Below are 26,835 nucleotides of genomic sequence, written 5' to 3'. Positions count from 1 at the left end.
AATGCCATTGCTCTTGCTTTATATGCATCGGGCAAAAGAATGCGTTCGCCTATAAGAAATGCCCATAGACGAGGTGCGGGAATGGGTTTTAAAAGCGTGATTGGGTCGGCAGCGTTATACGCCGCCTCGGTGATCTTGTCGCCGGCGTTCGCTCAGGCATCGGCCGACGAAGCCAATAAGAGTAATAACCCGCTTAATCTGGCAGCCTCATTCAACATCCAGAATTACTACACGCCGAGCGTGTTCGGCGCGAGCGCACACACCAACGATCTGCTCTTGCGTCCCACCGTGCCGATCGGCCCGAACAGCCTGATCGGCGTGCCGGAAATTTTCCGCGCCACGGTGCCGGTCAGCACGCGGCCCGATCCGAGCGGCGGCTACAACACCGGTCTCGGCGACCTGAATCTATTCGACATCTTCCTGCTCTCGCAAGGCGACGTGCAGGTCGGCGTCGGCCCGCTCGTGACGATGCCGACTGCCACGGACCCCAGCCTCGGCACCGGCAAGTGGCAGGCCGGTCTTGCCGCTGTCGCTGTCAGCGCGACGAAGGCGCGGCTCCTCGGCGCCCTGGTGCAGTGGCAACACTCGTTCGCCGGGCAAAGCAGCCGGCCCACCACGCAATCGCTCACCGCGCAGCCGTTCGGCATCTTCAACCTGCCGGGTGGCTGGTACATCCGCTCGACCGGCACCTGGACCTTCGACCTGCAGCATGGCAGCTATTACATCCCGGTCGGCCTCGGTGCCGGCAAGGCGTGGAAAGGCGGCTCCACCATCTACAACGCGTTTATCGAGCCGCAATACTCGGTAGCGCATTCCGGCGCCGGCGTGCCGAAGTTCACCATCTTCGCCGGGCTGAACATGACCTTCGGCAAGTAAGCACAAAAACTAAGCATAGAAACAGAGGGCTTAACTCATGACCTTGTTCAAACGCCTGCCGATCTGCGCAGTCATCGCGGCTTTGTCACTGACCACCTTGCCGCATACGCAAGCCGTCGCTCAAGCTAGTGCCCCAACTGCGGCGACAGCGGCAGTCACTGCCTCGCCTGAAGAAGCGCGCTCGATCGCCAAAGACGCGTTCCTCTACGCGTATCCGATGCTGTTCAACTACAAGACGCTTTATGAGCAGGCGATCGATTCCAGCTCGAAGTCTTATGTGGGCGGTTTCGGCAAGTTCCGCAACTACTCGCATCCGTACGGTCCCGAGAACAAGGACATCGTCACGCCGAACAACGACACGCCGTACTCGTGGGCGTGGCTCGATCTGCGTCGCGAACCGTGGGTGCTGACCGTGCCCGCAGTGCCGAAAGAGCGCTACTACGTCTTCCAGTGGATCGACCTGTACACCTACAACTTCGCGTACGTCGGTTCGCGCGCCACGGGTAACGGCGCGGGCCACTATCTGTTCGCCGGCCCGAACTGGCACGGCGATACGCCCAAGGGCATCGACAAGGTGTTCCGCTCCGAGACCGACCTGATCCTGACGCTTGGCCGCACGGCGCTCAACGGCGCGAGCGACGTCAAAAACGTCGAGGCGATCCAGAAGCAATACAGGCTCACGCCGCTGTCCGCGTTCGAACATACGGCTGCACCGCCGCCCGTCGCGAAGCTCGATTTTCCGAAGTGGGATGAAGCGAAGGCGACTTCGGTCGACTTCATCGCCTATCTGAACTTCATGCTGCAGTTCACGCAACCGCCGGCGCCGTCCGAGCAGGAATTGATGGCGCGCTTCGCGAAGATCGGCATCGCGCCGGGCGCGCCGTTCGATCCGGCCGCCTTGCCGCCGGAAACGCGCGCCGCGCTCGAAGCCGGTGTCGCCGACGGCAAAACCGCGTTGGCCGACGCCGAAAAACACACCACCGGCTCGTTCAACCTGTTCGGCAGCCGTGCGGATCTGAAGGACGACTACACCACCCGAGCGGTCGCGGCGGCGATGGGGATTTACGGCAACACCAAGGAAGAAGCGGTGTATGTCGGCACGCGCGTGAACAGCGAACACGCGCAGCTGCTCGGCTCGCAGCCGTACGTGCTGCATTTCGACAAGAAGGACCTGCCGCCCGCGAAATTCTTCTGGTCGATGACGCTGTACGACCTGCCTGCGCGCCATCTGGTTGCGAATCCGATCAACCGTTACTCGATCGGCGATCGCACCAAGGGGTTGAAGTACGGCGCCGACGGCTCGCTGGATATCTACGTGCAGAACACGTCGCCGGGTGCGGACAAGGTGTCGAACTGGCTGCCGGCGCCCACCGGTGCGTACACCCTCGTCATGCGCATCTACGGCCCGGACGAGAAGGTGCTCGACGGCGACTGGAAATTCCCCGACCCGCAAAAGCGCTAAGCCGCGCATGGACGAACCTGAGGACAATATGAATAAGAAAACCGCGACATGGGTCACGGCTGCCGTGCTGGCGTCGGTTGCTGCACCCATTCTGGCGAAGACGCAGCAGGACCAGCCTGCCCACGCGACGGCCACGATGGCGTCCGTGCCGGGCCCGGTAGCCGGCTACGCGATCTCTGAAGAATACGCACGGCTGGTGGCGCGCCAGACTTACTTCTGGGCGTGGCCGATGGTGAACGTCTACGGCCGCCTGCTGGCAATGAAGCAGGTCCCGCAGCCGGGTCTGAACGGCGGCATCGTGCCGGTCGCGCCGCCCAATCATCTGTCGATGCTGCGCGACTACATTCAGCCGCAGGAGCGATTTGTTGCGTGTCCGAATCAGGACGTGGTCTACGGCTCCTCGATCCTCGATCTGAATAAGACGCCGGTGGTCGTGCAGGTGCCCGATTTCGGCAAACGCTTCTGGGTCTATCAGGCTGTCGATCTGCGTACCGACGGTTTCGCGAGTCTCGGCAAGATGTATGGCACACGTCCGGGCTTCTATCTCCTGGCAGGTCCTGACTGGCACGGCCCAGTGCCGAAGGGCATCCGTCAGGTGTTCCGCTCGTCGACCGGGGTCGGCAGTTTCATTCCGCGCGTTTTCATGGGCGACACGCCTGAAGATCGCGTGGCCGTGCAGTCGGTGATTGCGAAGGTTGGTCTGTATCCGCTCGCCGAGTACGACGGCAAGGTCAAGGAGACCGACTGGTCGAAGTTGCCGAGCTTCGGTGAGGCCGGTGGTGCCGCGGGAGGCAACGCCGAAGAGATCAAGTGGGTCGATCCAAACCGTTTCTGGGACATGCTGCCCACCGTGCTAGATGAGACGCCGCCGCAACGCGGCGAAGAGGCGCTCTACGTCCAGGCGCGCGCACTGATCGCCGCGGCGCAGAAGGACCCGGCAATCAAGACCGCGATTGTCGAGGAAGGAACGAAGGCCGAAGCGGATCTGGTCACGCCGCTGTTCAACTTCAATACCTTTGGCAAGCGGCTGCCGGCGAACTGGAACACCATCAGCAACGGCGCCGCCTTCGGCACGGACTACTTCACGCGCACGGCGGTGGCGAAGTCGAACATCTTCGTCAACAAGCCTAACGAGACCAAGTATTTCTACGCCGATGCCGACGCTTCAGGTCAGCGTCTCGATGGCAACGCACGCTACACGGTGACGTTTGCCAAGGATCAGTTGCCGCCGGTCAAGGGCTTCTGGTCGCTGACGCTGTACAACTCGCATCACTTCTTTTCGCCGAACCCGCAGAACCGCTACTCGCTCGGCACTAAGAACAAGGACCTGAAGTTCAATGCGGATGGCTCGTTGACGCTCTACGTACAGAGCACGAGTCCCGGTGACGACAAGGTCTCCAACTGGCTGCCGGCGCCGGCCAATGAAGCGTTCTCGTTGTACGTACGCGCCTATTGGCCGCAACAGCCGGCGCTCGACGGCAGCTGGACGCCGCCGCCGGTCAAGCGTGAGCCGTAAGAAAACACGCCGAAGTGCACGCGTGCGGCTTGCCGCCGCGGTGTGTCAAAACCTTGTTCCGCAAAGTGGAAGTGCGGAAAGTTAATTTCGTGAGGATGACTATGAGTCGCACAAACCGTTTGTCCGCAAGCCGGTCACTAGCCAGGTTGTGCACGGGTGCGCTTCTTACCACCGCCGGCGTGGGTCTTTCGCAGCAAGCGTGGGCGACTGAAGGTGGCATCGGCAGACCGATCACTGGCATGCAGGTCACGCCGTACGCAGGAGTCGTACCGCCCACGGACGACTGGATCGTGTCGGCCACCACGATCTATTACGAAGGCTCGCTCGGCGCGAGCAAGACGATTCCGATCGCCGGCCAGATCACGGCGGGCGTCGATGTCACGGCTGTGTACACCATTCTCAACGCGGTCAAGACGTGGGGCATTACGCTGGGTGGCTGGAACTTCGCGTCCTCGTTCGGGGTGCCAATCCAGTACACCAATATTTCGTCGTTTCACGGCCGTTTGCCGAATGATCACGGCACGCAGTTCGCCGACCTCTTCTTCACGCCGGTGGTGGCCGGCTATCACCTGACTAAGACCGATCACATTGCGTTCAGCGTACAGATTTACGCGCCGACCGGCGCGTACACCTCGAGCCGGCTCGCCAATGCCGGACAGAACACGTGGACCTTCACGCCGACGGTCTCCTACACGAAGCTGTTCCCGAAAGAAGAGATCGAGCTGTCGCTGAACTACGGCGTGGGCTTCTACACGCCGAACAACGACACGCACTATCACAACGCACCGGTCAGCGTGCTCGATCTGCTCGCGCTCAAGCGCTTCGGCAGCGGCTGGGGCGTGGGTGTCGTGGGCGGCTATATCCAGCAGCTCGGTCATGATAGCGGCGGAATAGCCGATGCCACCGGCGGAAATCAAGGCCATTCGGTGGGTATCGGGCCGATGGTCACGTGGTCGGGCAAGGTCCAGAAAACACCGGTGTCGGCGTCGCTGCGTTGGGTCAATGAGTTCAACGTTAGCAACCGGCCCAAGGGGAATGCGGTCGAACTGTCGATCAACGCGACGTTCCAGTAACGGAGCATGCATCTGGTGATCCGTCGCTCCTCGTGTGTGCCGTTTCCCGTTGACACCGCTCCGACTATCAAGTCCGAGGCACCTCGCACACGATCGCTGCGCGCCTCGGCGGTGGTCGCGGCGTTGCTGCTCGTGTCGGTCCACGTCCGCGCGGCGTCGAAATTCACCGATCCCGAAGACGGTGCTTTCGACTTGAGCAATCTGCTGCTGACGCATAGGGGCGTCTTGCCGGTGCCGACGCTGATCACCGAGCCGGCGGTCGGCTACGGCCTGGGCCTCGGCCTGCTCTATTTCTCGCTGCCCAAAAAAAGCGCCGATGCGCCCGACGACGCCAAAGCGCCGCCGAACATCACCGGCCTCGGCGGCTTCGTGACCGGTACGCATAGCTGGGGCGCGGGGCTGATGCACTTCCACAGCTGGGACGACGACCACATCCGCTATCTCGGCGTGATCGGCAAGGTGGGGCTGCATCTGAACTACTACGGCATCCAGAACCAGCCGCGCGCCTACCAGCTCGACGGTATCGCGCTCGTGCAGCAGGTTCTGTTCAGGCTCGGCAATAGTCACTGGTATGTCGGCCCGCGCTATACCTTCTTCGACGCGAGCACGCGTTTTGACGCGAGCGTTCCGGCGGGGATTCGCGAGTTCGAGCGAGACCAGCGCGTCGCCAAGGGCGGCGTGGTGGTCGACTACGACACGCGCGACAACATGTTCTATCCGTCGAGCGGCACCTACGCGGAGTTCGAAGCCGACCTCGCACGCGGCGGCCTCGGCAGTTCCACCAACTTTCAGGAGCAGACGGCACGCGGCTACCACTGGATACCGCTGTCAAAGAGCTGGGTGCTCGGCCTGCGTGCCGACACCGGCTTCTCGCAAGGAAACATTCCGTTTTTCGCGCAGCCGTATGTGTCGCTGCGCGGTGTGTCCGACGCGAAGTTCCAGGACAACAACCAGCTTACCGCGGAAGCCGAAATCCGCTGGAACGTCACGCCGCGCTGGTCGGTGCTCGGCTTCGGCGGCGTCGGCAAAGCCTACGGCCATCTGCATTCGTTTTCGGATGCGCCGACTGCGTTCGGCTTCGGCACAGGGTTTCGCTATCTGATTGCTCGCAAGCTCGGCGTGACGATGGGGATCGACGTCGCGCACGGGCCGGGGCAGAACGCGTTTTATGTGCAGGTGGGCAGCGCATGGCGGTGATTCGTGAAACGTGGTTACGCATCGAACTGGTCTTGAAATGCGGCCCTAATCGGCGAAGTGCACTTTTGTGCGCGCCGATATGCTGTTCATGACCATCGTCGCCATTCGCGACCTCAATGTTGAGGCGTTGCCGGCGACGCGATGCGAACCACCTTTTGCGGACCATCATGAACGTAACCACATCAGACGACTTTATCGGAGTTCAAGCCCAACACCCCTTTTCGAAGGCCTTTATCGTGCTCGGGTATCGGGATGGATCGATCTCGATGATCCCGAACAACTTCTTTCGCGACTGGCTGGATGAAGAAGCGAAGGTTGGGACCTTCTCAATTGGCAAGTGTTCGGGCATCGGTGTCGGTTCGATCGCCAAATATGACGCCGGGTTGCAGAAGCTTGTAGTCGGAAAATTTGTCGCAGGTGGCTTGAGACTGAAGTTTCTGCTGAACGGGCAGCACGACATGCGGACGATTTCAACGTCGATGCTTAGCGTTTTCGGTAGTGGGTTAAACAACGTCCCGCCGCCTCAATACGGCGACACGGTAATTCGTAACGACGTATGGATCGGCGACGAAGCGATGTTTCTTGGCGGTTCCACGATTGAAAATGGCTGCGTTATCGGTGCAAGAACCGTGGTGCCGTCCAATTTCAAAAGCGAACCCTATGGCGTCTACGTGGGCAGCCCCGCACGTCTTGTTCGGTTCCGTTTCTCCGAGCGTATCCGCGAGAAGCTTCTTGAACTTGAATGGTGGGACATGTCGATGCCTTGGCTGCAAAAAAATAATGACCGTTTCCTCGTCGACCTGACGGCAGACGAGGGGCGGTCGATGGAAATCCTGACCGAGTTGTTGCGCGCAAAAAGCGAGTCCGCTGAGGCGATGACCCCGGCGAAGGCTTGACGCGTCTGCACCGAGCAGGATGGCATTGCTTGATATGGAGGTCACGCTGACGGCGAGCAGGAGCGAATTCGCATCCTTGCCGATCAGCGGGCCCGGTTGATTTGCCGACCGGGTCCGCCGCGTCTGATGACCGGTCTATCCCGCCGTCAATGCTCATGGAGCGATGCACAATGAAAACTACGATGAAGCGATCTTTGCTGTTGCTTGCCGGCGTCTGCACGTCGCTTGCGGTGACAGTCGCTACGCCCGGGCGGGCGCTCGCCGCCGCCGTGCAGCCTGCACTGCAGCCCGTTCCCACCGTCTGGCCGCGCGATTTCGATAACGCGGAACAGCGCATCGAGCTGTATCAGCCGCAGGTGGAAGTGTGGCAAGGCAACCGGATCGAAGGGCGCGCGGCTTTCGCGGTCGGTGCGAAGAGCGCCACGCCAAACTACGGCGTCGCGCATTTCACGGCACGCGCAGAAATCGACAAGACCAGCTCGACAGTGCAACTGCTCGACATCGTGTTCGACCAGGTCGACATGCCTGCCACGCCGTCCGCCGCGGCCGGGGTGAAAACTGCCTTGCAGGCGCGCATACCTAAAGATGGACTGACCACATCGCTTGAACAGTTGCAGGCCAGTTACGCCAGCACCCACGAAGGCAGCGAACCCGGTCTCGCGGTGCAGAACAACGTACCTCACATCATCTTTGCCGAACGTCCCACGCTGCTTGTGCTGGTCGATGGCGACGCGAACTGGCGTACGCTCGGCGACACGCACTATCAACGCCTGATCAACACGCGAGCGATGCTGCTGAAGGACGCGAGCGGCACGCTGCATCTGAATGCCGCGGGCTACTGGTACGAGGCGGCATCGCTCGGCGGTCCGTGGCATCTGAACGCGACGCCGCCGCATGAGCTGGTCGCCGCGGCGAACAAAGCGCAAACGAATCTGAAGTCCGACCCGATGTTGCCCGCCGACGGCAAGAAGCCAGCCCAGGCGCCGGACGTTGTAGTCGCTGCGCAGCCGGCCGAGCTGGTGGTGACGAACGGCAAGCCGGCGCTGCAACCAGTGAAGGGCGTGAATCTGCTCTCCGTCGCCAACGCGGACCACGCGCTCTTCGTCGAGCCGCGCGACAACCATTACTACCTGCTGCTGTCGGGCCGCTGGTTTACCGCAGCTGGCCTGAACGGACCCTGGACCTTCGTCGACGGCAAGAGCCTGCCCGCCGATTTCGCAAAGATCGCTGCTGACGACCCGCATGCGAATGCGCTCGTTTCCGTGCCCGGCACGCCGCAGGCCAAAGAAGCGGCGATTGCTGCAACCATCCCGCAGACAGCAACCGTATCGCGCAAGACCACGACGTTGAAGGTGGTCTATGACGGCGCACCGAAGTTTGTCGGTATTGCAGGCACGTCGCTCTCGTATGCGGTGAACACAGCGACGCCGGTGATCCAGATGGCGCCGTCGCAATTCTTCGCGGTCGCCAACGGGATCTGGTTCACTGCGAGCGCAGCGAGTGGCCCGTGGCATGTCGCCGATACCGTGCCGGCGGCGATCTATACGATTCCGGCGGCTTCCCCTGTGCATTACGTGACGTACGTTCACGTTTATTCGGCGACGCCGGATACCGTGGTGGTCGGCTATACGCCGGGCTACATGGGCGTGGTTGTCAATCCGGACGGCACTGTTGTGTACGGCACGGGCTATGTGTACGCGCCGTATGTCGGCGACGTCTACTACGGCTATCCGGCCACCTATGGCTACGGCGCCGGCTTCGCGCTCGGCACGACGGTGGGCTTCGCCTTCGGCTTTGCGATCGGCGCCACGTGGGGCGCGCCGTCGCCGTACTGGGGTCCGTATTGGGGCGGCGGCCCGTGGAGCTGGCAATACGCGAACGTCAACCAGGCCAATATCTACGGCCGCTGGGGGCAGGGCACCGTGACGCACGCGAGCGGCTGGAACGGTTGGACGGGCAATAGCTGGGCGGGAACGGCAGCATCCGGATTCAATCCTTATACCGGTGGTCACTTCCAGGCGAGCCGCGGCGCTGTCGAGAATGCATACAACGGCAACTTCGCAGCCGGCCGGCAAGGCTCGTTCAGCAATCCGTCGACGGGACGCAGCGGCGCGGCGCGCGGTGGAGTGGTCGGCAATGAAGGCACGGGCGACTATGCAGCGGGCAGGCAGCGCGCCGGCTACAACGCGCAGACCGGGCGTTATGGCGCGGCCGAAGCCGGCGTGACCGGCAACGCATATTCAGGCGATCATCAGGCGGGCACGAAAGGCATCGTGGGCAACAAGGACACGGGCAAAGCTGTTGCGTGGAATAACGGCAATGTCTATGCGGGCAGCGACGGCAACGTCTACCGGCATGATCAGGGTGGCGGCTGGGAGCAGCACAGCGCCGACGGCTGGCAGCCGGTTCAGCCGAACGCCAGCCAGACTCAGAAGCTCGACTCGCTCAAGCAAGGGCATGACCTTGGGAATGCGCGAGCGAGTGGGCAGTTTCAGCCGCAGCGGCATTTTGGCGGCGGGGGCGGGCGGTTCAGGCGGTGAGGCGGGGGCGGCAGATTCTGACTAAAGATATTTGTCGCCCTGTTGGCGATCCCGGATTTTCTTCGCGGGGTTTCCGTACGTCACTGAAAAAGCATCGACCGCTTTCAGAACGATTGATCCGGCGCCCACCACGCTGTGTTCGCCAATCGTGATTCCATGACGCAACACGGCGCCGATACTCACGGCGGCGTGGCTGCCGACGCGGCAATTGCCGCCGGTGGTCACGCCTGGCGCGAGGCTCGAAAAATCTTCCATGATGCAATCGTGATCGAGCGATGCCTTCGTGTTCACAATGCAGAACCGGCCCACGCGGCAGTCGGCATTAATAACGGCTTCAGCCATGACGACCGTGCCGGCGCCGATGCTTGTCCCTTTGCCGACGCTGGCTGCAGGGTGCACAGCACTCACGAACGGCAGTTGCGGGCAGACATCGGCCACTTTGGCGACCACTTTGCCGCGAACGCTGTTATCGCCGATCGCTACGATGACGCCCTTGAGATCGTGTTCTATCGCCAAGTCCGGCAGATCGGCTTCGCCGCCAAGAACGCGGTAACCGAGGGTTTCCTCACCAACCGCCCGAAAAGCGTCGATGAGCCCGGCGATCCGGTAGCGCCCCTGCTTTTCAACGATGTCGATAATGACCTTGGCGTGGCCGGAAGACCCGACAAGCACGATGTTTTGCATTGCCCATGTTCCGCTTTTAAGACCGGCTCAACTCATTGAATGCCGGCGATGATGCTGACAATGCGTTCAACCTGTACCGGATTCAGATCGGGATAGATCGGCAGACACAAGATCCGTTTCGACGCCGAGCTGGCGGCACGCAGATTGTCCTTGTGCGACGACGGCAGGCCACGATACATCGGAAATTCGGAAATCAGCGGGTAGAAGTAGCGGCGCGCATAGATTTCGTGCTGCTTCAGGTGGTCATACAGCGCATCACGGCTGATCGGAAAATCGTCTTCGACCTGAACGGGAAAGTACGCGTAGTTTGCGACTTTTTCGCCCGCGTCAGACAGGCAGCGAATGCCGGGCACGCCAGCCAGCAGCTCGCGATACTGCGCGTCGACCATCTTGCGTTTTGCCAATGCGTTATCTATGTGTTGCAGTTGCAGAAGCCCAAATGCGGCATTGATTTCGCTCATCTTGCCGTTGATGCCGGCGGCCACAACGGTCACCTCATCGACGAAACCGAAGTTCTTCAGATGGTCGATACGCTGCTTCGTCTTCGCATCCGGGCAGATGATCGCGCCGCCTTCGAACGTGTTGAAGACTTTGGTGGCGTGGAAACTGACGATCGACAGATCACCATGCTTGAGCACGCTGCCCTCTTCGGTCTGCACGCCGAACGCGTGCGCGGCGTCGTAGATGACCTTGAGGTTGTAGTTATCGGCGATCTTCTGGATGGCTTTCACATCGCAGGGATGGCCGTAGCAGTGCACCGGCATGATGGCGGTCGTTTGCGGTGTGATGGCCGCTTCGATCTTCTCCGGGTCCAGATTGAGTGTGTCCGGATGGACGTCCACGAAGACCGGCTTGATGCCGTTCCACAGGAGCGAATGCGCGGTCGCTGCAAACGAATAGGGCGTCGTAATGACTTCGCCATTGATGCGCAGCGCCTGCAACGCCGTCACGAGCGCCAGCGTGCCGTTTGCGAACAACGCGAGGTGCTCGACACCCAGATACTCGCAAAGCGCCTTTTCGAGTTGTTGATGGAACGGTCCTCCATTGGTGAGGACCTTGCTGTTCCAGATCTTTTCGAGGTACGGCATGAACTCGGCCAGCGGCGGCAGATGCGGCTGAGTCACATAGATGCGTTCGTCGTCCAGCGACGAGATCGCACGAAGAGGAGCGCTTGAGCCCATGGTTTCCTCGCTACTGTTTTTTAGTCCGGGTCACGGATGACGGCCGTTATGCGGTGTGAACCGGGGCATCGCTTGCTGCTTGCGGATCGTGCGCGCTGAAGGCGGCCGGTGCGAGATCTTTGCACCAGCGCTGCCACATCGTGCGGAATGCGCGTGAAAGACTTTCTGCGACCACTTCCGGCTGGAACGGGGGCGACTGTATGCAGCGCTCCCGCAACGCCGTACGAATGCTGGCGAGTGCGGGGATGTCGGAGGCTAGCTTGACACCCTTTGCGACGAAGTCATCCGCATCTTCAGCCGCGAACGCGTCGAGACCCGAATGGGCAAGCCATGCCGTCGCTGCCCGGCTCGCCATGGTCTTGCCGGCGATCGTCAGCGTAGGCGCGCCCATCCACAGCGAGTTCAAAACGGTCGTCGAACCGGTATAGGGGAAGGTGTCGAGGCAGATGTCGACCTGAAAGTGCTGTTGCAGGTAGACCTCGACGCGGGAACGCGGACGGAAAGTCAGGCGGTCTCGTGAAATGCCTTCGTTGACGAACCAGTTGATGAGATTTTCGTCGCCTTCGTCGCCGTTCATCGAACCGAGCACCATGCGGGCAGTGGGTAGCTCGCGAAGCAATCTCGCCCACACAGCGATCACGTCGGGGCGCAACTTGTTCAACCGGTTGAAACTGCCGAACGTGACATAGCCGTTATGCATGGCCGGCAGAATGTTGACCGGCGGCGCGTTCTTGTCCGGCTGGAACGGTCCGATGGCGGCCAGATGCACGAGTTTCTCGGAGAACTGCTGCTCCATGTCGCCGAACGGCGTAAAGAAGCGATCGCTGAGGTAGTAGTCCATCGCGTCGAGACCGGTCGTCGCCGGGTATCCGATCCAGCTGACCTGAATCGGCGCGGGCTTGCGCGCGAACGCCTGCAGTCGGTTACGGCCCGTATGTCCGCTCAGGTCGATGAGGATATCGATTTTGTCGGCGCGAACCTTGGCGATGAACTGCTCGTCCGATATGCCCGCGACCGTGGTCCATTGGGCGGACTGGCTGCGCAGCCACTGAGTGTAATCGTCCTCTTGCACATGGTTGTAGTAGACATGGAGTTGCAGGCTCTTGTCTTTTGCGAGCGGCTCCATGATCGGCATCAGGTAGGAGGCGACCGCGTGCCGGAACAAGTCGCCGGAGACGATGCCGATTTTCAACTGGCGATCGGGGGCGCGGCTATTCGTGTGGCGCGGCTTCGGCAAGCGCAGCGATGCTTCATGAATCCGGGCAAATTCGCGATGTTCGGCGTAGATCTGCTCAGGGGTGATGTGCGGGTTGTGCGCGATTGTGAAGAGCAAATTGCTGCGCGTTGGTGCATTTTTTGGATCGAGCTCGAGCGCGCGGCGAAAGCACTGCTCGGCCTCGTCTGTAGCGCCGGCGTTGAGTAGCACGACGCCCAGCGTGCTATGTGACTCCGAGTAATCGGGCGTGAGTTCGGTTGCACGACGGCACTCGGCGATCCCTTCGCGGGTGCGGCCCAGACCGGCGAGAACCATGCCAAGGATACGATGACCTTCTGAATGGTCCGGATGCAATTCGAGCAGTTTTCTGCACTCGGTTTCTGCCTCGGCGTAGTGACCGAGCAAGCGCAGCAAGTCGGCCAGCGCCTTCCGAACGTCGGAGTCGTCGCTACCAAACTTTATGGCGTTTCGCAGAGGCTCGGCGGAATCGCTGTATTGGCCAGCCTTATGCAGGGCGATACCGAGGCAACGCCATGCGAGGCCGCTCGACGGAAATCGTTCGGTCAGGCTTTGTGCGAGCTTGATGGCATCCGGAACGTGCCCCCTGGCGTAGAGCGTATTGAAGCGGCTTATTTCTTGTGGAGAGGGGCGGCGCGTATCGAGTGCTGCCGTTGCGGGCTCTGAGGCGTCCCGGTTTGTCGAAATAGCCACCGTCACAGTGGGTTCCGGCGATGCAACGACAGGTACGACGGCGGCGGTCGCTAACCCGGTACCGCCGCGCGCCATCCGCGTAATCAGCCCGTCGACTGCCGGCCCCTTCAGTCCCCTTTGCTGCCCCATCTCCAGTGCCAGCCAGGCCGCCTGGGTCTGGTCTGCGTCGATCAATGCGTTGATGTAGGCAACCCAGAATTGGCCGTTGTCCGGCGCGCCGCCGAGCGCGGCTTCCAGGTGTGGCAGGGCCTCGACAGGACGACTGAGCTGCACGTACAGCACGCCGAGGTTGTACTGCACGTCGGTGTTGCTGGGCATTGCTTCGAGGATCGCCTTATACAGCGCCTCGGCATCGTCGAACTCCCCCTTGTGGTGATGTGCCAGCGCTGTCTGCAAAACGAGAGCGATGTCATGCTCGAACTGCTGTTCGGGCGTCAAGGGTTCAGCGGTCGGCTGCTCGTACAGGAGAGTCATGGTGTCAGCGCAGAATGGTCTATGACGGAAATTGTGCGACGGGGAGGGTGTTTCCGATGCGCGGAGATGACGGTAAAAAAGCCGCCTGTTTAGCGCATGGGGCGCGGCGGCGGAAGGCCGGACGCCAAGAAAAAAGCCCGCACGAGGCGGGCTGAGGGAACGAGCGCGCCCTTACTTCAGCGCGTAGTTCTTATTGTCTGGTACTGCAGTTCAATGCTGCGGAGCCTTTTCAGCGGGTCGATCCCGCGGTTCGGCCGATTCGGTTCGGGCCAGGAGCGGCGGCTGAACCTTTAGCCCGTTTACAGGCGAGCCATCCGCTGATATTCGCCTGCGGCCTTGGTGCGCCCGATCGCGGCTTCGAACTCGGTGTGCAGTTCGTTCTGGGTGGTTTCCGCATCGGCGAGCAGCGCTGCGTCGATGTCCTGAATCCGGCGGATCATTTCCAACGCGGCCGGTTCCTGATTGGCCGACAGCGACATCAGCAGCGGCGAACGCAGTTCGGTCAGGCGGGCCGCTTCCGGCCAATCGGCCAGCGAGGCCGCCTGTTCGATTTCCCGTGTGATCGACAGCAGGCGTTCGACCAACTCCGTCTGATTCATTTCAATCGGGTCCATGGCTTAGCTCTTGTTGGTCGCCAGCGCGCCGGCGCTGTTGGTGCCGCCGAACAGGGCGGTCAGGTACTGCGAATTGTTGTTCATCGTCGCCATCAGCGTGTTCAGCGCGGTGAACTGCGCCTGATACTGGCTCGTCAGCTGCGCCGTGTAATCGGCGAGCGCCGTTTGCTGTGTGGTGATGCTCTTCAGGTCGGCATTCAGCGCGGAGTTGCGCGTATCGATGATGCCGCCGGTCTGCGTGAAGGTGGTAATGCTGCTGTTCAACTGCTCGGCGATGCCGTTGGTCGAGTTGAAGAGCGAGGCGACCGTTGCCGGGTTGGCTGTCAGGGCGGTGCTGAGCGCGGTGTTGTCGACCACCATCGTGCCGTCCGCCGGGTCGTCTTTCAACGTGATGCCGATCGATGCCAGAGTGGTGCCGGTGCTGCCCGAGCCCACCGAGCTGCCCACGATCGAAGCCAGCGCGTTCTTGATCGTCTGCAGCGTCGAGTCACCCAGCAGCGGGCCTTGCGACGAGGACGACGAGTTGAACGACGTGAGCGTCGACATCGTCGTAACGACGGTGTTGTAGAGGCTGACGAAGTTGTTGATCGCGGTGCTCTGCGACGTGGTATCCGTCGCAATGGTCAGCGTCTGCGTGGTGCCCGCGGATGCCGCTGTCAGGTTCATCGTGACGCCGGAAATGGCGCTCGTCACAGAATTGGTTGAGCTGCTGGCGGCGATTCCGCCGACCGTGAATTCCGCGTCCTGGGCAAACCCGCTTTGCGTCCAGGCACTGCTCGAATTCGCCGACGTGATCGACGATTGGCCACCCGTCGTGCTGGCGGTCGAGGTCACGCCGAGGCTCGACAGGCCGGTGTCGGACGTGACATTGCTGGTCGAGACGTTGATGACGTTGGCGGCACCCGTGTTCGCCGCGCGCAGCACGAGGTGGGCGCCGTCCGTACCGGTCACGATGGTCGCTGTGACGCCGGGGTTGCTGCTGCTGGAGTTGATTGCGGACGCGATGCCGGAGAGCGTGTTGTTGGTGCTGTCGACGCTGATGTTCATCGACTTGCCGCCGAGCGAAACCGTCAGCGTGCCGGTGCCGAGCTGCGTGGTGGCGCCAAATGCCGCCGAGGACAAAGCCTGCGAACTGGCGATCTGTGTCACCGCGACCGAGTAGCTGCCGGCCACGGCGCCCGCACCGGCTGTCGCCGTCAGGCCGGTGCCGCTGGCGGTTGCCGAGAAAGTCGACAGCGTGGTGCCGTTGGCGAGGTTCGTGATGCCCGACTGCAACGCGCTCAGCGCGGAGCTCAGGGCACCGTATGCGGACAACGTGGTGTTATCCGTGGTTTGCTGTGCCGCCAAAGCTGCGGTTTGCCCTGCGGTCTTCGCGTTCACGAGTGCCGTAACGAGCGACGACACGTCCATCGACGAGTTGCCGGTCGAGCCGCTGATGATCGATTGAGCGGCCGACTGCAGCGCCGAGTTGGCGGCGGCGGTCGACGCAGCAGTAGACGTGGTTGAGATCGAGGACATGCAGAGGCTCCGGGCGTCTGGAAATCTGTATTGGGTGGTGCGCGATGCTACATCACTTCTTGAGCGGAATGCACAGCGGGAGGCATGCCTCCCGTTGCTTGAAACCCGGTGAGGCGCCGCACTTGCGCGCGGCGCCTCACCTTACTGCGTCAGCTCTTACTGCAGGAGCTTCAGAACTTGCTGCGGGTTCGAGTTAGCTTGCGCCAACACCGAGATACCGGCTTGTTGCAGCACTTGCGCCTTGCTCAGGTTCGCCGTTTCTTGTGCGAAGTTGGCGTCCGTGATTTGCGATTGTGCCGACGACAGGTCGGTCGACTCAGCTTGCTGCGACGTCGAGATTGCCGTGAAGCGGTTTTGTGCGGCACCCAGCGAAGCTTGCAGGTTGTTGACCGTCTGCAGTGCGTTGTCGATGGAGACCATCGCTTCGTTCGCGCCGGTGACCGTGCTGATGTCGAGGTTCGAAACCGTCGGCGGGCTGTTGATCGCGTTGATCTGTGCGACTGCCGATGCCTGAGCTGCGGAACCCGCACCTGCCGTCGTCGTTGCTGCTGCCTGGAGTGCCAGGGCCGTACCTTGGGTGCCGGTACCCGCCGTTGCGCCTGCGCCAAACACGGCGGCTGCGACCGTCGCTGCAATAGCCTGGTTGTTTTGATCGGTGAAGGTGTAACCGCCCTTGCCGTCCGACAGCACGTTGATTGCCGTGATTGCCGGCGACGCAGCCGTCGTGTAGACACCCGCCGTGTCCACGCTGAGCGAGACCGTGCCGACGGTTTGACCCGTTTGCACCAGGCCGCCACCGATCTTCGCTGCCGACATCGATTGGCTCAGGTTCAGGCTGATGGTCTGGCCGACGTTCGCGCCGACCTGGAACGTCAGGCTGCCTGCCGAACCGTCCAGAATGTTCGTGCCGTTGTACGTCGTTTGCGACGCGATACGGTTCACTTCCGAGATCTGTGCTGCCACTTCCTTCTGCAGAGCTGCCTGGTCGCTCGACGACAGCGAACCGGTCGATGCTTGCACGGCCAGCTGACGGATACGTTGCAGGCTCGACGTCAGCGAGGACAGTGCGCTCGATGCGGTTTGAACCATCGACACGCCGTCATTCGCATTCGACACGCCCTGGTTCAGGCCGTTGATCTGCGTTTGCATACGCGTCGAGATCGCGAGACCAGCTGCATCGTCAGCCGCGCTGTTGATGCGCTTGCCCGACGACAGACGGGTGATGGCTTGCGAAAGGGCGCTTTGCGAGCCATTAAGGTTTTGCTGTGCAACCAGCGAGTTGATGTTGCTATTGATTCCGAGCATGAAAATCTCCTAAATAAGCCTTGAGCCCAATACGCCACGTTGGCATCGGCGGAAGCACTCGTTCATTGCTGGCCGCCTCAGTGAAGGTTGACGGCGCGTCTAAAAAAAACTTGAGGGACTTTGTGCAATAGCGACCCAATTGTCTTTCCGGCCGGTTGGGCTGCCGCTCGTCTGTAAGCCGCTTGCAGCTTGGTTCGGGAGATCCACTGCAGGTATTGAAAAGACGGCGTATTCTCCTTTTCTCTTGTGACAAACCCTGGAGAAATCATGCAAAAGCGCCGGATTGGACGTTCCGAATTAGAGGTCGCGCCGCTTATGTTCGGTGGCAATGTATTTGGCTGGACAGCCGATGAAGCGACCTCGTTTTCGATCCTGGATGCATTGGTCGATGCGGGGCTCAACTTTATCGATACCGCCGATGTCTATTCCGCGTGGGCGCCGGGTAACCAGGGTGGCGAATCGGAAACCATCATCGGCAAGTGGTTCAGGCAAAGTGGCAAGCGCGACAGGATCGTGCTCGCCACCAAAGTTTCGAAGCACCCGCAGCGCAAGGGCTTGTCGGCGGCGAACATTCAGGCGGCGGTCGAGGATTCGCTGCGGCGCTTGCAGACCGATTACATCGATGTCTATTTTTCTCACGACGACGACACCGAAACGCCTTTGGCCGAAACCCTCGGCGCGTATCAAAAGCTAATCGCGGCGGGCAAGGTGCGGGTGATCGGCGCGTCGAACTACAGCGGCGCGCGCGTCGAGGAAGCGCTCGCCGTGTCCCGCCAGCACGGGCTGCCCGAATACCAGTTGCTGCAGCCGGAGTACAACCTGTATGACCGCGCGGAGTATGAGCGCGACATCGAGCCGGTGGCGCTCGCCAATCAACTCAGCGTGGTGGTGTACTGGAGCCTTGCAAGCGGCTTTCTGTCCGGCAAGTACCGTTCGCAGGCCGATCTGGCTAACAAGGCGCGTGGCAGCCGGGTCGAGAAGTATCTGAACGAGCGCGGTTTGCGGATTCTGGACGCGCTCGACCGGGTCGCCGGGCGGCACGGCAGCACGCCGGCCACGGTCGCACTGGCATGGCTGATCGCTCGCCCGAGCGTAACGGCCCCAATTGCCAGCGCGACCTCGGTCGACCAGCTCAAAAGTCTGGCCGCCGCCGTCCATCTGATGCTGACCGGCGCCGATATCCGCGAGCTGGACGAGGCGAGCGCCTGACCCGCTCAGGAGGCCTGGCGCGATCGCTAAACCCCTGGTAGGATGGAGAGTTTCCTGATATCATCGGGAGTGAATTGAGATCTTTGCCTGTTTCGTCAATGTTTTTCATTGATGAAAGGTTGGCGAAACGGCAGCAGACGCGGCTTCGGCGTTACGTCTGTCCGCGTTCCGCGGTGAACTCCCCACCTCTCTTTTCCGGCCTCCGTGGCCGTTATGCCTCTCGTTTCATTCGTGGTTTGGCCGGGATTTTTCCCGCGTTTGCCTGTTACTGGCCATGAATCGGAACGACCGGAGGGCCGGCGCGTGAGCGGTATCCGCCACGCAATTTACCCCTATCAAGTGATTGAGTTAGGAATTAAATGACGACGATTCTTCTGAAAGAAAACGAGCCGTTCGAAGTGGCGATTCGCCGCTTTCGTCGCGCAATCGAAAAGAATGGCCTGATCGCTGAACTGCGTGAGCGCCAATCGTACGAAAAGCCGACTACGGCACGTAAGCGCAAGAAGGCTGCTGCTGTGAAGCGCCTGCACAAGCGCCTGCGCAGCCAGATGCTGCCGAAAAAGCTGCACTAAGCACGCTTTTTCGCGCTGCATTTAGCGCACTGTACGCCGAACGGCGGTGTGAGCTTCGAAAGAAGCCACATCGCCGTTTTGCTTTTGGGGAGTCAATTTACGTTGGGCTTTGCGGCCGCACCGAGGCTCGTTACGCCGCGCTCTTCAGGCGCTCGGCCGACAGGCCGAATTGACGGGCAATCGAACTCAGACGCTCATGCCATTCCCACGTGCCGAACACGTCGTGCACATTTTGCAGGCAACTAAGCAGTGTGATTGTGGCCGGGTCGTACACGTTGAGGCGGGCGCGCAGGAGCGCCTTTCTGAGCGCAGAGACGCCTGCATCCATATAGGCAGGCACCTCGGTGGCCGCCCGGCCGATGTAGCGCACCGGCACGCCTTCCATCGCGGTCATGTAGTCGCGCGGCTTGATGAAGCTGCCGACCGGGCAGCCGCCACAGTAGCCGCGGTATGCGCCGCCGCCCCGCGGTAGCAAGGCGGCGCGTTTCTGGCCGAGCAGATGGCCCACGGCCTGATCGAAAATTTCCTGATGGGTCAGGAAGTTAAGGGTTTTCATGGTTGGTCTCCCATGCGTTACGCAGCGGTTATTCGTTGTTTGAGCGTATGAATGGCAGTATCGGACACGCGCCAATTAACGAAGCCCGGACTAGCACGGCGAAAAGCCTTCAATTCCCGGATTTGGCTCGCTTGCCCTTTATGCCGCTGATGCGGGTCTTGCGACACAGCCCGCCATCGTCGCGGCCAGCGCTCACCCTCTCTATAACGACGTGCCGTGTGAAAAGCGTAGACAGGGCTTTACCGGATAACCGACGGTTGCCTGGAACTGGAGCGGCGCCTCAGACGCTTAACGCCGGGCGCTGGCAGCCGCTGCTACTTCAGCCGGCCTTGCGATTGCGTCCCTTCTTGCCAAGCGCCGCGCATCGCGCGCGGCACATGCAGCTTGCCTCGTGGTCATTCACCATGCCGACCGCCTGCATGAACGCATAGCAGATTGTCGAGCCGACGAACTTGCAGCCGTAGCGCTTCAGTCCCTTGCTGAGCGCGTCCGAAATTTCGGTCGACGCAGGCGCCTGTTTATACGATGCCCAATCGTTCTGGATCGGCGTCTGATCGACGAACGACCAGATGAAGTTGGCGAGCGAGCCGTGCTCGACCTGAATCTGCTGCACGGCGCGTGCGTTGGTAATGGCCGACTCGATCTTGCCGCGATGACGCACGATACTTTCGTCCAGCACCAGCGCATCGACATGTTTGGGAGTAAAGCGCGCGACCTTATCGATGTCGAAGTCGGCGAAGGCGCGGCGATAGCCGGTTCGTTTGTTGAGAATCGTCGACCATGACAACCCTGCCTGCGCACCTTCGAGTACAAGCAGTTCGAACAAATGCTGATCGTCGCGCGAGGGCACGCCCCACTCGGTGTCGTGGTAGTGTGCGAGCGCTTCGCTCGATACCCAGTTGCATCGCTGTGTCACTTTCGCGCTCCCGCGTTGTCATGTCGTCCGTCAGCATAGCGGAAGCCGTGCGCGCCGCAAGCTGGCCATTCGGCCGATTGCGGGATTGAAACTGACCTGCCACGCTATGCGTTATTCACCACCTGAACTCACTCGATTCGATGAATAAAGACCTCTTTCTGATCGGCATTGACGGCGGCGGCACGGGTACGCGAGTCGTACTCGGCGACGCGCAGGGCCGTGAACTGGCGCAGGCGGCAAGCGGCCCCTCGGGGCTGGGCCTCGGTGTGGAGCGCGCGTGGCAGGCCATTGAGGCCGGCTGCGCCGACGCATTCGCACGTGCCGGCGTGCCGCTGGACTGGGCGCGCTGCGTACTCGGCTGCGGGTTGGCAGGGGTCAATAATCGCGACTGGCTGGCCGCGTTTCGCGCGCAGGCGCCGGCGGTAGCGGGGCTCGCGGTGGAAAGCGATGTCTACACCACCTTGCTTGGTGCGCACGGCGGCGCGCAGGGAGTGGTCGTCGCGCTTGGCACCGGCAGTCAGGCGGCTGTGCTTGACGGCAACGGCGACTGTCGAACTGCAGGCGGCTTCGGGTACCCGTCGGGTGACGAGGCGAGCGGCGCGTGGCTTGGGCTGCGAGCCATCGTGTACGCCCAGCAGGCGGTCGACGGCCGTGTACCCAACGACGATCTGGCGCAGGCGTTGCTCGCCCACACCGGCGCACATGACGGCGACAGCCTCGTGGTCTGGCTGTGCGAAGCCAATCAGACCGCTTATGCAAGGCTCGCGCCGATCGTCATTGCACATCGCACGCATCCGTTCGCTGCGCATTTGCTCGGTGAGGCCGGCGTGGAAGTGGGCAAGATGATTGCCGCGCTCGACCCTTCGGCGAGCCTGCCGGTCGCGCTATGCGGCGGCCTCGGCGCACCCTTGCGCGAGTACGTGCCGCAGATCTATCAAGTCCGCTTGCGCGAACCATTGGCGGACTCGGCACACGGCGGTTTGCAATTGGCGCAGCGCGAAGGGGCTCGCATCGGCGGTTGAGAATCGTTGGCGCGCGGGGTGCGATCTCTCGGATGCGGCGCACAACGGTAAAATGCGATCTTTGACGCTGCCCGGCTGCCCACACTATGTACAAAGTCATTGCCACGGATCTCGACGGCACGCTGCTCAACGCCGATCACCAGGTGGACCCGTTCACGATTGCCACCGTGCGTAAGCTGGAAAGCGATGGGCTGCATTTCGTCATCGCCACGGGGCGCCACTACTGCGACGTTGCGGGCATTCGCGACCTGCTGGGCATCGAGTCGTACCTGATCACGTCGAACGGCGCACGCATTCACGCACCGGACAACACGGTGATCCACGCCGACGATCTGCCGCCGGCCATCGTGCAGCGGCTGGTGCAGCCGGAAATCGTCGGCGAACACGGTCGTGTGATCGTCAACCTGTTCGCCGACCAGGCGTGGTTGATCGACCGCGATGCGCCGGACCTGTTGAAATTTCATCAGGATTCCGGCTTCACCTACGAGGTCACCGATCTGCCGAAGCACGACGGCGTCGACATTGCCAAGGTCCTCTACATCGGTGACCCCGCCGATCTCGCGCAAATCTCGGCCAATCTGGCGCGCGAATTCGGCGACGCGCTGTACGTTACCTATTCGCTGCCGGATTGCCTTGAGGTGATGACGTCGAATGTATCCAAGGGGCGTGCTTTGCAGATCGTGCTCGAGCGCCTCGGCGTCGACGCCGCGCAATGCGTGGCGTTCGGCGACAACATGAACGATATCGACCTGCTGGAAACAGCCGGTCATCCGTTCATGATGAACAACGCCAATCCTGATCTCATCACGCGTCTGCCGAACGTGCCGCGCATCGGTAACAACTTCGAAGCGGGCGTGGCGCACCATCTGCGCAAACTTTTCTCGCTCGACGACGAGCTGATGTCCTGAAAACGGACCGGCCCGCATCCTCTTTCGCGGATGCGGGCCGGTTGTTCGCCTCCCTGGGCGACCTTACGAACCAACGCTACGATCAGCCGTGCCATCCGCCACGGCGATCGCCGTGGTCATCGTGACCCCAGTGGCGGTCGTTGTGCTCCCAGCCGCGATTATCCCGGTGGTCGTCGCGATAGTAGCCACCGCGGTCGTAGCGATGGTCCCAGCCGCCGTTGCCGTAATACACCGGCTGCGGCGCTGCGTAGACAGGTGCAGGCTGGGCATAAACCGGTACGCCGAGCGACAGGCCGATATTCAGATCTGTATGCGCTTGCGCGACACCGCATGCGCCCGCCGCGAGTCCAGCAGCAACCAGCAAGTGAGTGACGATGCGTTTCATGTTGTTCTCCTGTGAGGCGACGTATGTTTGTCGCACAGGACCAATCTACGCATTCCGGTCGCGGGTTAGTGAGACGAGATGTTACGGACTGCAAGCATCGTCGCAGGGGTTGAAAGGCAGTAGAAGGAAGGTTCGAACGCAACGCGCGACATGCGTTTTCCGCTCGAAGCCCCGTCTATAAGGCCTCGAGGCTCCTTGGAACGAGCCGGCATCCAGTTCATGCGGCCTGTTGCCGCAATTGGATGGCCGCGCTCGTAATTACGGCTTACATCTGTATTACCCAATTAATCAGCCGAGCCAGCGGAAGCACCCGCCGCAGCCGCGGAAGGCGCTCCCGGCAGTGCCGCGCATGGGCAGTCCGCAGCGCGGCCGTTCAGCCCCTGGCGGTCGAGCTTGAACGTGGCGTGGGCCGTGCCGTTTTGCCAGTTGAGGCGAACGATATAAATACTGTCGAAGTCGTCGCTTTGCCAGTTGGGGACATCGGCGGCGTTGCCGCCATGTGTGCTCATCACCTGGCGCAGCAACTTCACGATCAACTTGTGCTCCCACGCAACGACAATCAGCTTGTTGCGATTGGCCGGATTGACGAGCGCTGTGCCGAGTTGGTCGATCTGAGCGAAACCGTACGGGGTTTGCACCGGCATCTGGAACTGGATGGCAGTTGGCTCGATGGTCGCAAGCGGCCGGATGTAGTAATAGGGATGCCCACTGTCGTCCTTTTGCTGGCCGGGATCGGGCGCGTAGATCGCATCCGGTTTGCCGAATTTGGCGGCGATCACGGCCGGCAAGGCCAGCGCGCGGTTGAGCCCCTGGCAATTGAGCTGGCCGTAACCCTTCGCGGGTTTCTCGCCGTGACGCACGAATACGAGCGTTTCGGTATTGCTGTCCGCCGCATGGGCCGCGGACAGCGCCACTACGCCTGCACACAAACCGCCGATGGAGAGTGCGACGCCATGCAGGAATCCGCGGAAACGGGTCATCGGTAGCACCTGTGCGAGCTTGGGAAGTCGCACGATTCTAGCAGCGGGTTATCGGCAGGCCATGAGCCGCCCGCATTGTGCGCAAAAACGAAACGGGCGCCGTAGCGCCCGCTTTGACTGCCTGGTGGGATATGCACACCCGGCACACCCGGCATACCCAGCGAACTCGCCGATCAGTCGAGCGCCAGTTCCTGCGAATTGCCGCGGCGGCTTTCGGCGACGAACGGGTACAGCACACCTGCGATCACCGCGCCGATAATCGGTGCGACCCAGAACATCCAGAGCTGATCGACCGCTGCGCCGCCGACGAACAGCGCCGGACCGGTGGAGCGCGCCGGGTTGACCGACGTGTTGGTGACCGGAATCGAGATCAGGTGGATCAGTGTCAGGCACAAGCCAATGGCGATCGGCGCGAAACCGGCCGGCGCGCGCTTGTCGGTAGCGCCGAGGATGACGAACAGGAAGAAGCCAGTCATCACCACTTCGCAAATGAAGGCGGCCGCGAGCGAGTATTGGCCCGGCGAGCGCTCACCGTAGCCGTTGCTGGCGAAACCGCTGGCAACGAGGTCGAAGCCCGGCTTGCCCGAGGCGATCAACGACAGCACCAGCGCACCCAGCACCGCGCCGATCACTTGCGCGACGATGTACGGCAGCAGGTCACGGGCCGGAAAGCGGCCGGCGACGGTCAGGCCGACGCTCACCGCCGGATTCAGGTGGCAGCCGGAGATGTGGCCGATCGCATACGCCATTGTCAGGACAGTGAGGCCGAAGGCGAGCGAGACGCCCACGAAACCGATGCCCAGGCCATGGACCGGGCCGGCGAAGTTGGCGGCGAGGACGGCGCTGCCGCAGCCCCCGAGGACGAGCCAGAAGGTGCCGAACAGCTCGGCAGCAAGGCGCTTTGACAACTGCATGATTTGTAATCCTAAAATGTTTTCCGCTTGGAGTGGCATGAATGCTAAGCGCAGGTGCATGCCATTGAGCGCGCAATTCTAGGGAAAGACAGCCGGATTAGGTGTCAAGAATTGTCAAAGTGGAGTCGCCTTTACCTATTATTGTCAGATAAAGATCTCGTTTTACAATTCATCAACGCTTAATAATTATCAGATGATTTCTTCCTAAATCGGTATTATTGTCCATTGCGAATTTTTATAATTGCAGCTAGTCTGCGAGCGAATGAGTTCTAGAAAAGGGGAGAACCGATATGTCTCAATATGCAGACCTCAAGGCACAGATTGCCAAATTGCAGGCACAGGCAGACGAAGCCCGTCGTACTGAAGTCGACAATGTTGTCGCCGACATCCGCCAAAAGATCGCTGAATACGGTCTGACCGCGCAAGACTTGGGTTTTGCGGTGGCCGCCAAGCGTGGACGCCCGCCGAAGAAGGCGCCGCTGCCGGCCAAGTACCAGGATCCGAAATCGGGCAATACCTGGAGCGGACGCGGCAAACCGCCAAAGTGGATTGTCGGCAAGAATCGCGAGCGGTTTCTGATTGGCGCGGTCTGAATTCCCTGCGGCCCGGGCGAAAGCCAACTGAAGGTTGTTTGGTGCCGGGTTCTTTATTCGCGTAGCGCTAATCCTGGATGGAAGCGCATCCATGGCTGTATTAAAAAAGCCGCCCTCGAGAGGCGGCTTTTCCGTAGTAGAAGCGGGTTAACTCTAGCTAAGTGCTCGCGCAAACGATTCACCAGGCAAATTTACTCATGATTGGCGCGCAAATCGGAAAACGGCGGGAAAGCAGCGGGAAAACGTCGTAAGCGGCAGAAGCACGACTTAAGCGGCTGAGCGGATAAAACCCCCAGCCGCTTAAGCACCTCGCTCAACCCACCGCGACCCGGCGCAACATCGGGCGGCGCGTCGCTTCGATCAGTGCCGAATAGCCGTCAACGTAATTCCGGGCCATTGTTTTCGAGCTGAAGCGGCGCTCGAACTGCGCGCGAATCTCGCTGCGCGACAGTTCATCCAGACGCTGCAGCGCGGCTACCGCGCCTTGAACGTCCTCTACAATGTAGCCGGTCACGCCGTGGTCGATCACTTCCGGCACCGAACCGCGGTTGAAGGCGATCACCGGCGTGCCGCACGCCATCGATTCGATCATCACGAGACCGAACGGCTCCGACCAGTCGATCGGGAACAGCAGAGCCTTGGCGCCCGACAGGAACTCGGGCTTCTGCGCCTCGTTGATCTCGCCGACGAACTCCACATGCGCCATGGAGAGCAGGGGTTCGATTTCCTTCTTGAAATATTCCTGGTCGACCTTGTCCACCTTGGCGGCGATCTTCAGCGGCAAACCGCTTTGTGCAGCGATCTTGATAGCTGTATCGACGCGCTTCTCCGGACAGATCCGGCCGAGGAACGCCAGGTATTCCGGCTTCTTGTGCGCCTGCGGCGTGAGCAGTTGCTCCGGCAGACCGTGGTAAATCGTGTTCAGCCAGTTGGCCTGGGGCAGCGGCGCGCGCTGTGAATCCGAGATCGACACCACCGGTACATTCGAGAACGCGTCGAACACCGGTTGCAGTTCCGGCAAGTCCAGACGGCCGTGAAGCGTGGTCACGAACGGCGTGTCCATGGTGGTGAAGAGCGGGAACGGCATGTAGTCGAGGTGAAAGTGCAGCACGTCGAACTCATGCGCGACCTTGCGCACCTTTTCCATCATCAGGACGTGCGGAGCCAGCGCATCGCGAATCGTCGGGTCGAGGCGCAGCGCACGCGGCCAGCATGCGTCGAGGTTCGCCGAAGTGACCGAGTCGCCGCTCGCAAACAGCGTGACGTCGTGGCCGAGATCGACCAGCGCTTCGGTCAGATACGAGACGACACGTTCGGTGCCGCCGTAGAGTTTCGGCGGGACAGCTTCATACAGCGGCGCAATTTGTGCGATTCGCATGCGTTTCTCCTGTTCAAAACGGCTTCGCACAACGGCGCTCGGGTCGAGCGAGGCGCGAATGCCTGACGGACGGTTGGGCGCGGTAAGCCGCCGCCCGGGGGTGTTCCGAACCTGCATCGGGTAATCCCTTAGCTTCATT

General features: G+C 61.4%; 24 protein-coding genes. 12 read left to right on the top strand and 12 right to left on the bottom strand.

What is annotated here, in order from left to right; translation table 11 throughout:
* Positions 1-81 precede the first annotated feature (81 nt).
* The 7 genes from KHO33_RS16105 to KHO33_RS16075 all read left to right on the top strand — a co-directional run bounded on the left by KHO33_RS16105 (position 82) and on the right by KHO33_RS16075 (position 9,560).
* Positions 82-876, top strand: a complete 795-nt coding sequence (locus KHO33_RS16105; protein ID WP_054038537.1) for a hypothetical protein — start codon at positions 82-84, stop codon at positions 874-876.
* Between the two features lie 37 nt (positions 877-913).
* Complete coding sequence (locus tag KHO33_RS16100) at positions 914-2,338, top strand: DUF1254 domain-containing protein (RefSeq protein ID WP_200565585.1); 1,425 nt, start codon at positions 914-916, stop codon at positions 2,336-2,338.
* Positions 2,339-2,366: 28 nt separating this feature from the next.
* Positions 2,367-3,854: a DUF1254 domain-containing protein gene (locus KHO33_RS16095; protein WP_234480613.1), complete on the top strand. Its 1,488-nt coding sequence runs from the start codon at positions 2,367-2,369 to the stop codon at positions 3,852-3,854.
* A 101-nt stretch (positions 3,855-3,955) separates the two neighbouring features.
* Positions 3,956-4,927 carry a SphA family protein gene (locus KHO33_RS16090; protein WP_200565584.1) on the top strand — a complete coding sequence of 324 codons (972 nt, stop codon included), beginning with the start codon at positions 3,956-3,958 and terminating at the stop codon, positions 4,925-4,927.
* Between the two features lie 15 nt (positions 4,928-4,942).
* Positions 4,943-6,124 carry a BamA/TamA family outer membrane protein gene (locus KHO33_RS16085; protein WP_236074680.1) on the top strand — a complete coding sequence of 394 codons (1,182 nt, stop codon included), beginning with the start codon at positions 4,943-4,945 and terminating at the stop codon, positions 6,122-6,124.
* Between the two features lie 167 nt (positions 6,125-6,291).
* Positions 6,292-7,020, top strand: a complete 729-nt coding sequence (locus tag KHO33_RS16080; RefSeq protein ID WP_200565582.1) for a CatB-related O-acetyltransferase — start codon at positions 6,292-6,294, stop codon at positions 7,018-7,020.
* A 170-nt stretch (positions 7,021-7,190) separates the two neighbouring features.
* Positions 7,191-9,560: a carbohydrate-binding family V/XII gene (locus KHO33_RS16075; RefSeq protein WP_200565581.1), complete on the top strand. Its 2,370-nt coding sequence runs from the start codon at positions 7,191-7,193 to the stop codon at positions 9,558-9,560.
* Between the two features lie 21 nt (positions 9,561-9,581).
* Here the strand turns inward: KHO33_RS16075 and KHO33_RS16070 are convergent, their stop codons facing one another.
* From KHO33_RS16070 to KHO33_RS16045, 6 genes are all read right to left on the bottom strand, one after another.
* Positions 9,582-10,244, bottom strand: coding sequence for an acetyltransferase (locus KHO33_RS16070; protein ID WP_200565580.1), 663 nt, complete (start codon positions 10,242-10,244; stop codon positions 9,582-9,584).
* Positions 10,245-10,276: 32 nt separating this feature from the next.
* Positions 10,277-11,425, bottom strand: a complete 1,149-nt coding sequence (vioA, locus tag KHO33_RS16065) for a dTDP-4-amino-4,6-dideoxy-D-glucose aminotransferase VioA (RefSeq protein ID WP_200565579.1) — start codon at positions 11,423-11,425, stop codon at positions 10,277-10,279.
* A 46-nt stretch (positions 11,426-11,471) separates the two neighbouring features.
* Positions 11,472-13,817, bottom strand: a complete 2,346-nt coding sequence (locus tag KHO33_RS16060) for an O-linked N-acetylglucosamine transferase family protein (protein WP_407946178.1) — start codon at positions 13,815-13,817, stop codon at positions 11,472-11,474.
* Positions 13,818-14,125: 308 nt separating this feature from the next.
* A complete protein-coding gene (locus tag KHO33_RS16055; RefSeq protein ID WP_200565577.1) occupies positions 14,126-14,440 on the bottom strand; it encodes a flagellar protein FliT in 315 nt (104 codons plus the stop codon).
* A gap of 3 nt (positions 14,441-14,443) precedes the next feature.
* Positions 14,444-15,958 (bottom strand): flagellar filament capping protein FliD, encoded by a 1,515-nt coding sequence (gene fliD / locus KHO33_RS16050; protein WP_054038525.1) that lies wholly within the window; start codon positions 15,956-15,958, stop codon positions 14,444-14,446.
* A gap of 156 nt (positions 15,959-16,114) precedes the next feature.
* Positions 16,115-17,263, bottom strand: coding sequence for a flagellin (locus KHO33_RS16045; protein WP_054038523.1), 1,149 nt, complete (start codon positions 17,261-17,263; stop codon positions 16,115-16,117).
* 267 nt (positions 17,264-17,530) lie between these two features.
* Here KHO33_RS16045 and KHO33_RS16040 point away from each other — a divergent pair, with 267 nt between their 5' ends.
* The gene (locus KHO33_RS16040) at positions 17,531-18,472 is read left to right on the top strand and encodes an aldo/keto reductase (RefSeq protein WP_200565576.1); all 942 of its coding nucleotides are present in this window, start codon (positions 17,531-17,533) and stop codon (positions 18,470-18,472) included.
* Between the two features lie 359 nt (positions 18,473-18,831).
* Positions 18,832-19,044 carry a 30S ribosomal protein S21 gene (rpsU, locus tag KHO33_RS16035; protein ID WP_006050883.1) on the top strand — a complete coding sequence of 71 codons (213 nt, stop codon included), beginning with the start codon at positions 18,832-18,834 and terminating at the stop codon, positions 19,042-19,044.
* Between the two features lie 130 nt (positions 19,045-19,174).
* Here the strand turns inward: rpsU and KHO33_RS16030 are convergent, their stop codons facing one another.
* Together KHO33_RS16030 and KHO33_RS16025 are read right to left on the bottom strand one after the other, a co-directional pair.
* A complete protein-coding gene (locus tag KHO33_RS16030; RefSeq protein WP_054038519.1) occupies positions 19,175-19,600 on the bottom strand; it encodes a hypothetical protein in 426 nt (141 codons plus the stop codon).
* Positions 19,601-19,919: 319 nt separating this feature from the next.
* Entirely contained in the window at positions 19,920-20,516 is a 597-nt protein-coding gene (locus tag KHO33_RS16025) for a DNA-3-methyladenine glycosylase I (protein ID WP_200565575.1), read from the bottom strand.
* 140 nt (positions 20,517-20,656) lie between these two features.
* On the opposite strand from KHO33_RS16025, the gene KHO33_RS16020 reads away from it, so the two are divergent.
* A complete protein-coding gene (locus KHO33_RS16020; RefSeq protein WP_054038514.1) occupies positions 20,657-21,538 on the top strand; it encodes a BadF/BadG/BcrA/BcrD ATPase family protein in 882 nt (293 codons plus the stop codon).
* A gap of 86 nt (positions 21,539-21,624) precedes the next feature.
* Entirely contained in the window at positions 21,625-22,446 is an 822-nt protein-coding gene (locus KHO33_RS16015) for a Cof-type HAD-IIB family hydrolase (protein ID WP_200565574.1), read from the top strand.
* A gap of 82 nt (positions 22,447-22,528) precedes the next feature.
* On the opposite strand, the gene KHO33_RS16010 is transcribed toward KHO33_RS16015, so the two are convergent.
* The 3 genes from KHO33_RS16010 to aqpZ all read right to left on the bottom strand — a co-directional run bounded on the left by KHO33_RS16010 (position 22,529) and on the right by aqpZ (position 24,725).
* Positions 22,529-22,831 (bottom strand): PXPV repeat protein, encoded by a 303-nt coding sequence (locus tag KHO33_RS16010; RefSeq protein ID WP_054038512.1) that lies wholly within the window; start codon positions 22,829-22,831, stop codon positions 22,529-22,531.
* Between the two features lie 284 nt (positions 22,832-23,115).
* A complete protein-coding gene (locus tag KHO33_RS16005; RefSeq protein WP_200565573.1) occupies positions 23,116-23,811 on the bottom strand; it encodes a histidine phosphatase family protein in 696 nt (231 codons plus the stop codon).
* Positions 23,812-23,984: 173 nt separating this feature from the next.
* Positions 23,985-24,725 carry an aquaporin Z gene (aqpZ, locus tag KHO33_RS16000; RefSeq protein ID WP_200565572.1) on the bottom strand — a complete coding sequence of 247 codons (741 nt, stop codon included), beginning with the start codon at positions 24,723-24,725 and terminating at the stop codon, positions 23,985-23,987.
* A 290-nt stretch (positions 24,726-25,015) separates the two neighbouring features.
* Here aqpZ and KHO33_RS15995 point away from each other — a divergent pair, with 290 nt between their 5' ends.
* Positions 25,016-25,318 carry an H-NS histone family protein gene (locus tag KHO33_RS15995; protein ID WP_054038506.1) on the top strand — a complete coding sequence of 101 codons (303 nt, stop codon included), beginning with the start codon at positions 25,016-25,018 and terminating at the stop codon, positions 25,316-25,318.
* Between the two features lie 313 nt (positions 25,319-25,631).
* Here the strand turns inward: KHO33_RS15995 and KHO33_RS15990 are convergent, their stop codons facing one another.
* Entirely contained in the window at positions 25,632-26,696 is a 1,065-nt protein-coding gene (locus KHO33_RS15990; protein ID WP_200565571.1) for a glycosyltransferase family 4 protein, read from the bottom strand.
* Positions 26,697-26,835 lie beyond the last annotated feature (139 nt).

Origin of the sequence: Paraburkholderia nemoris (genome assembly GCF_905221015.1) — a bacterium.
GTDB classification, from domain to species: domain Bacteria; phylum Pseudomonadota; class Gammaproteobacteria; order Burkholderiales; family Burkholderiaceae; genus Paraburkholderia; species Paraburkholderia nemoris.
Note: the sequence above shows the minus strand (reverse complement) of the source record. Positions and strands in the feature narration are given on the sequence as shown.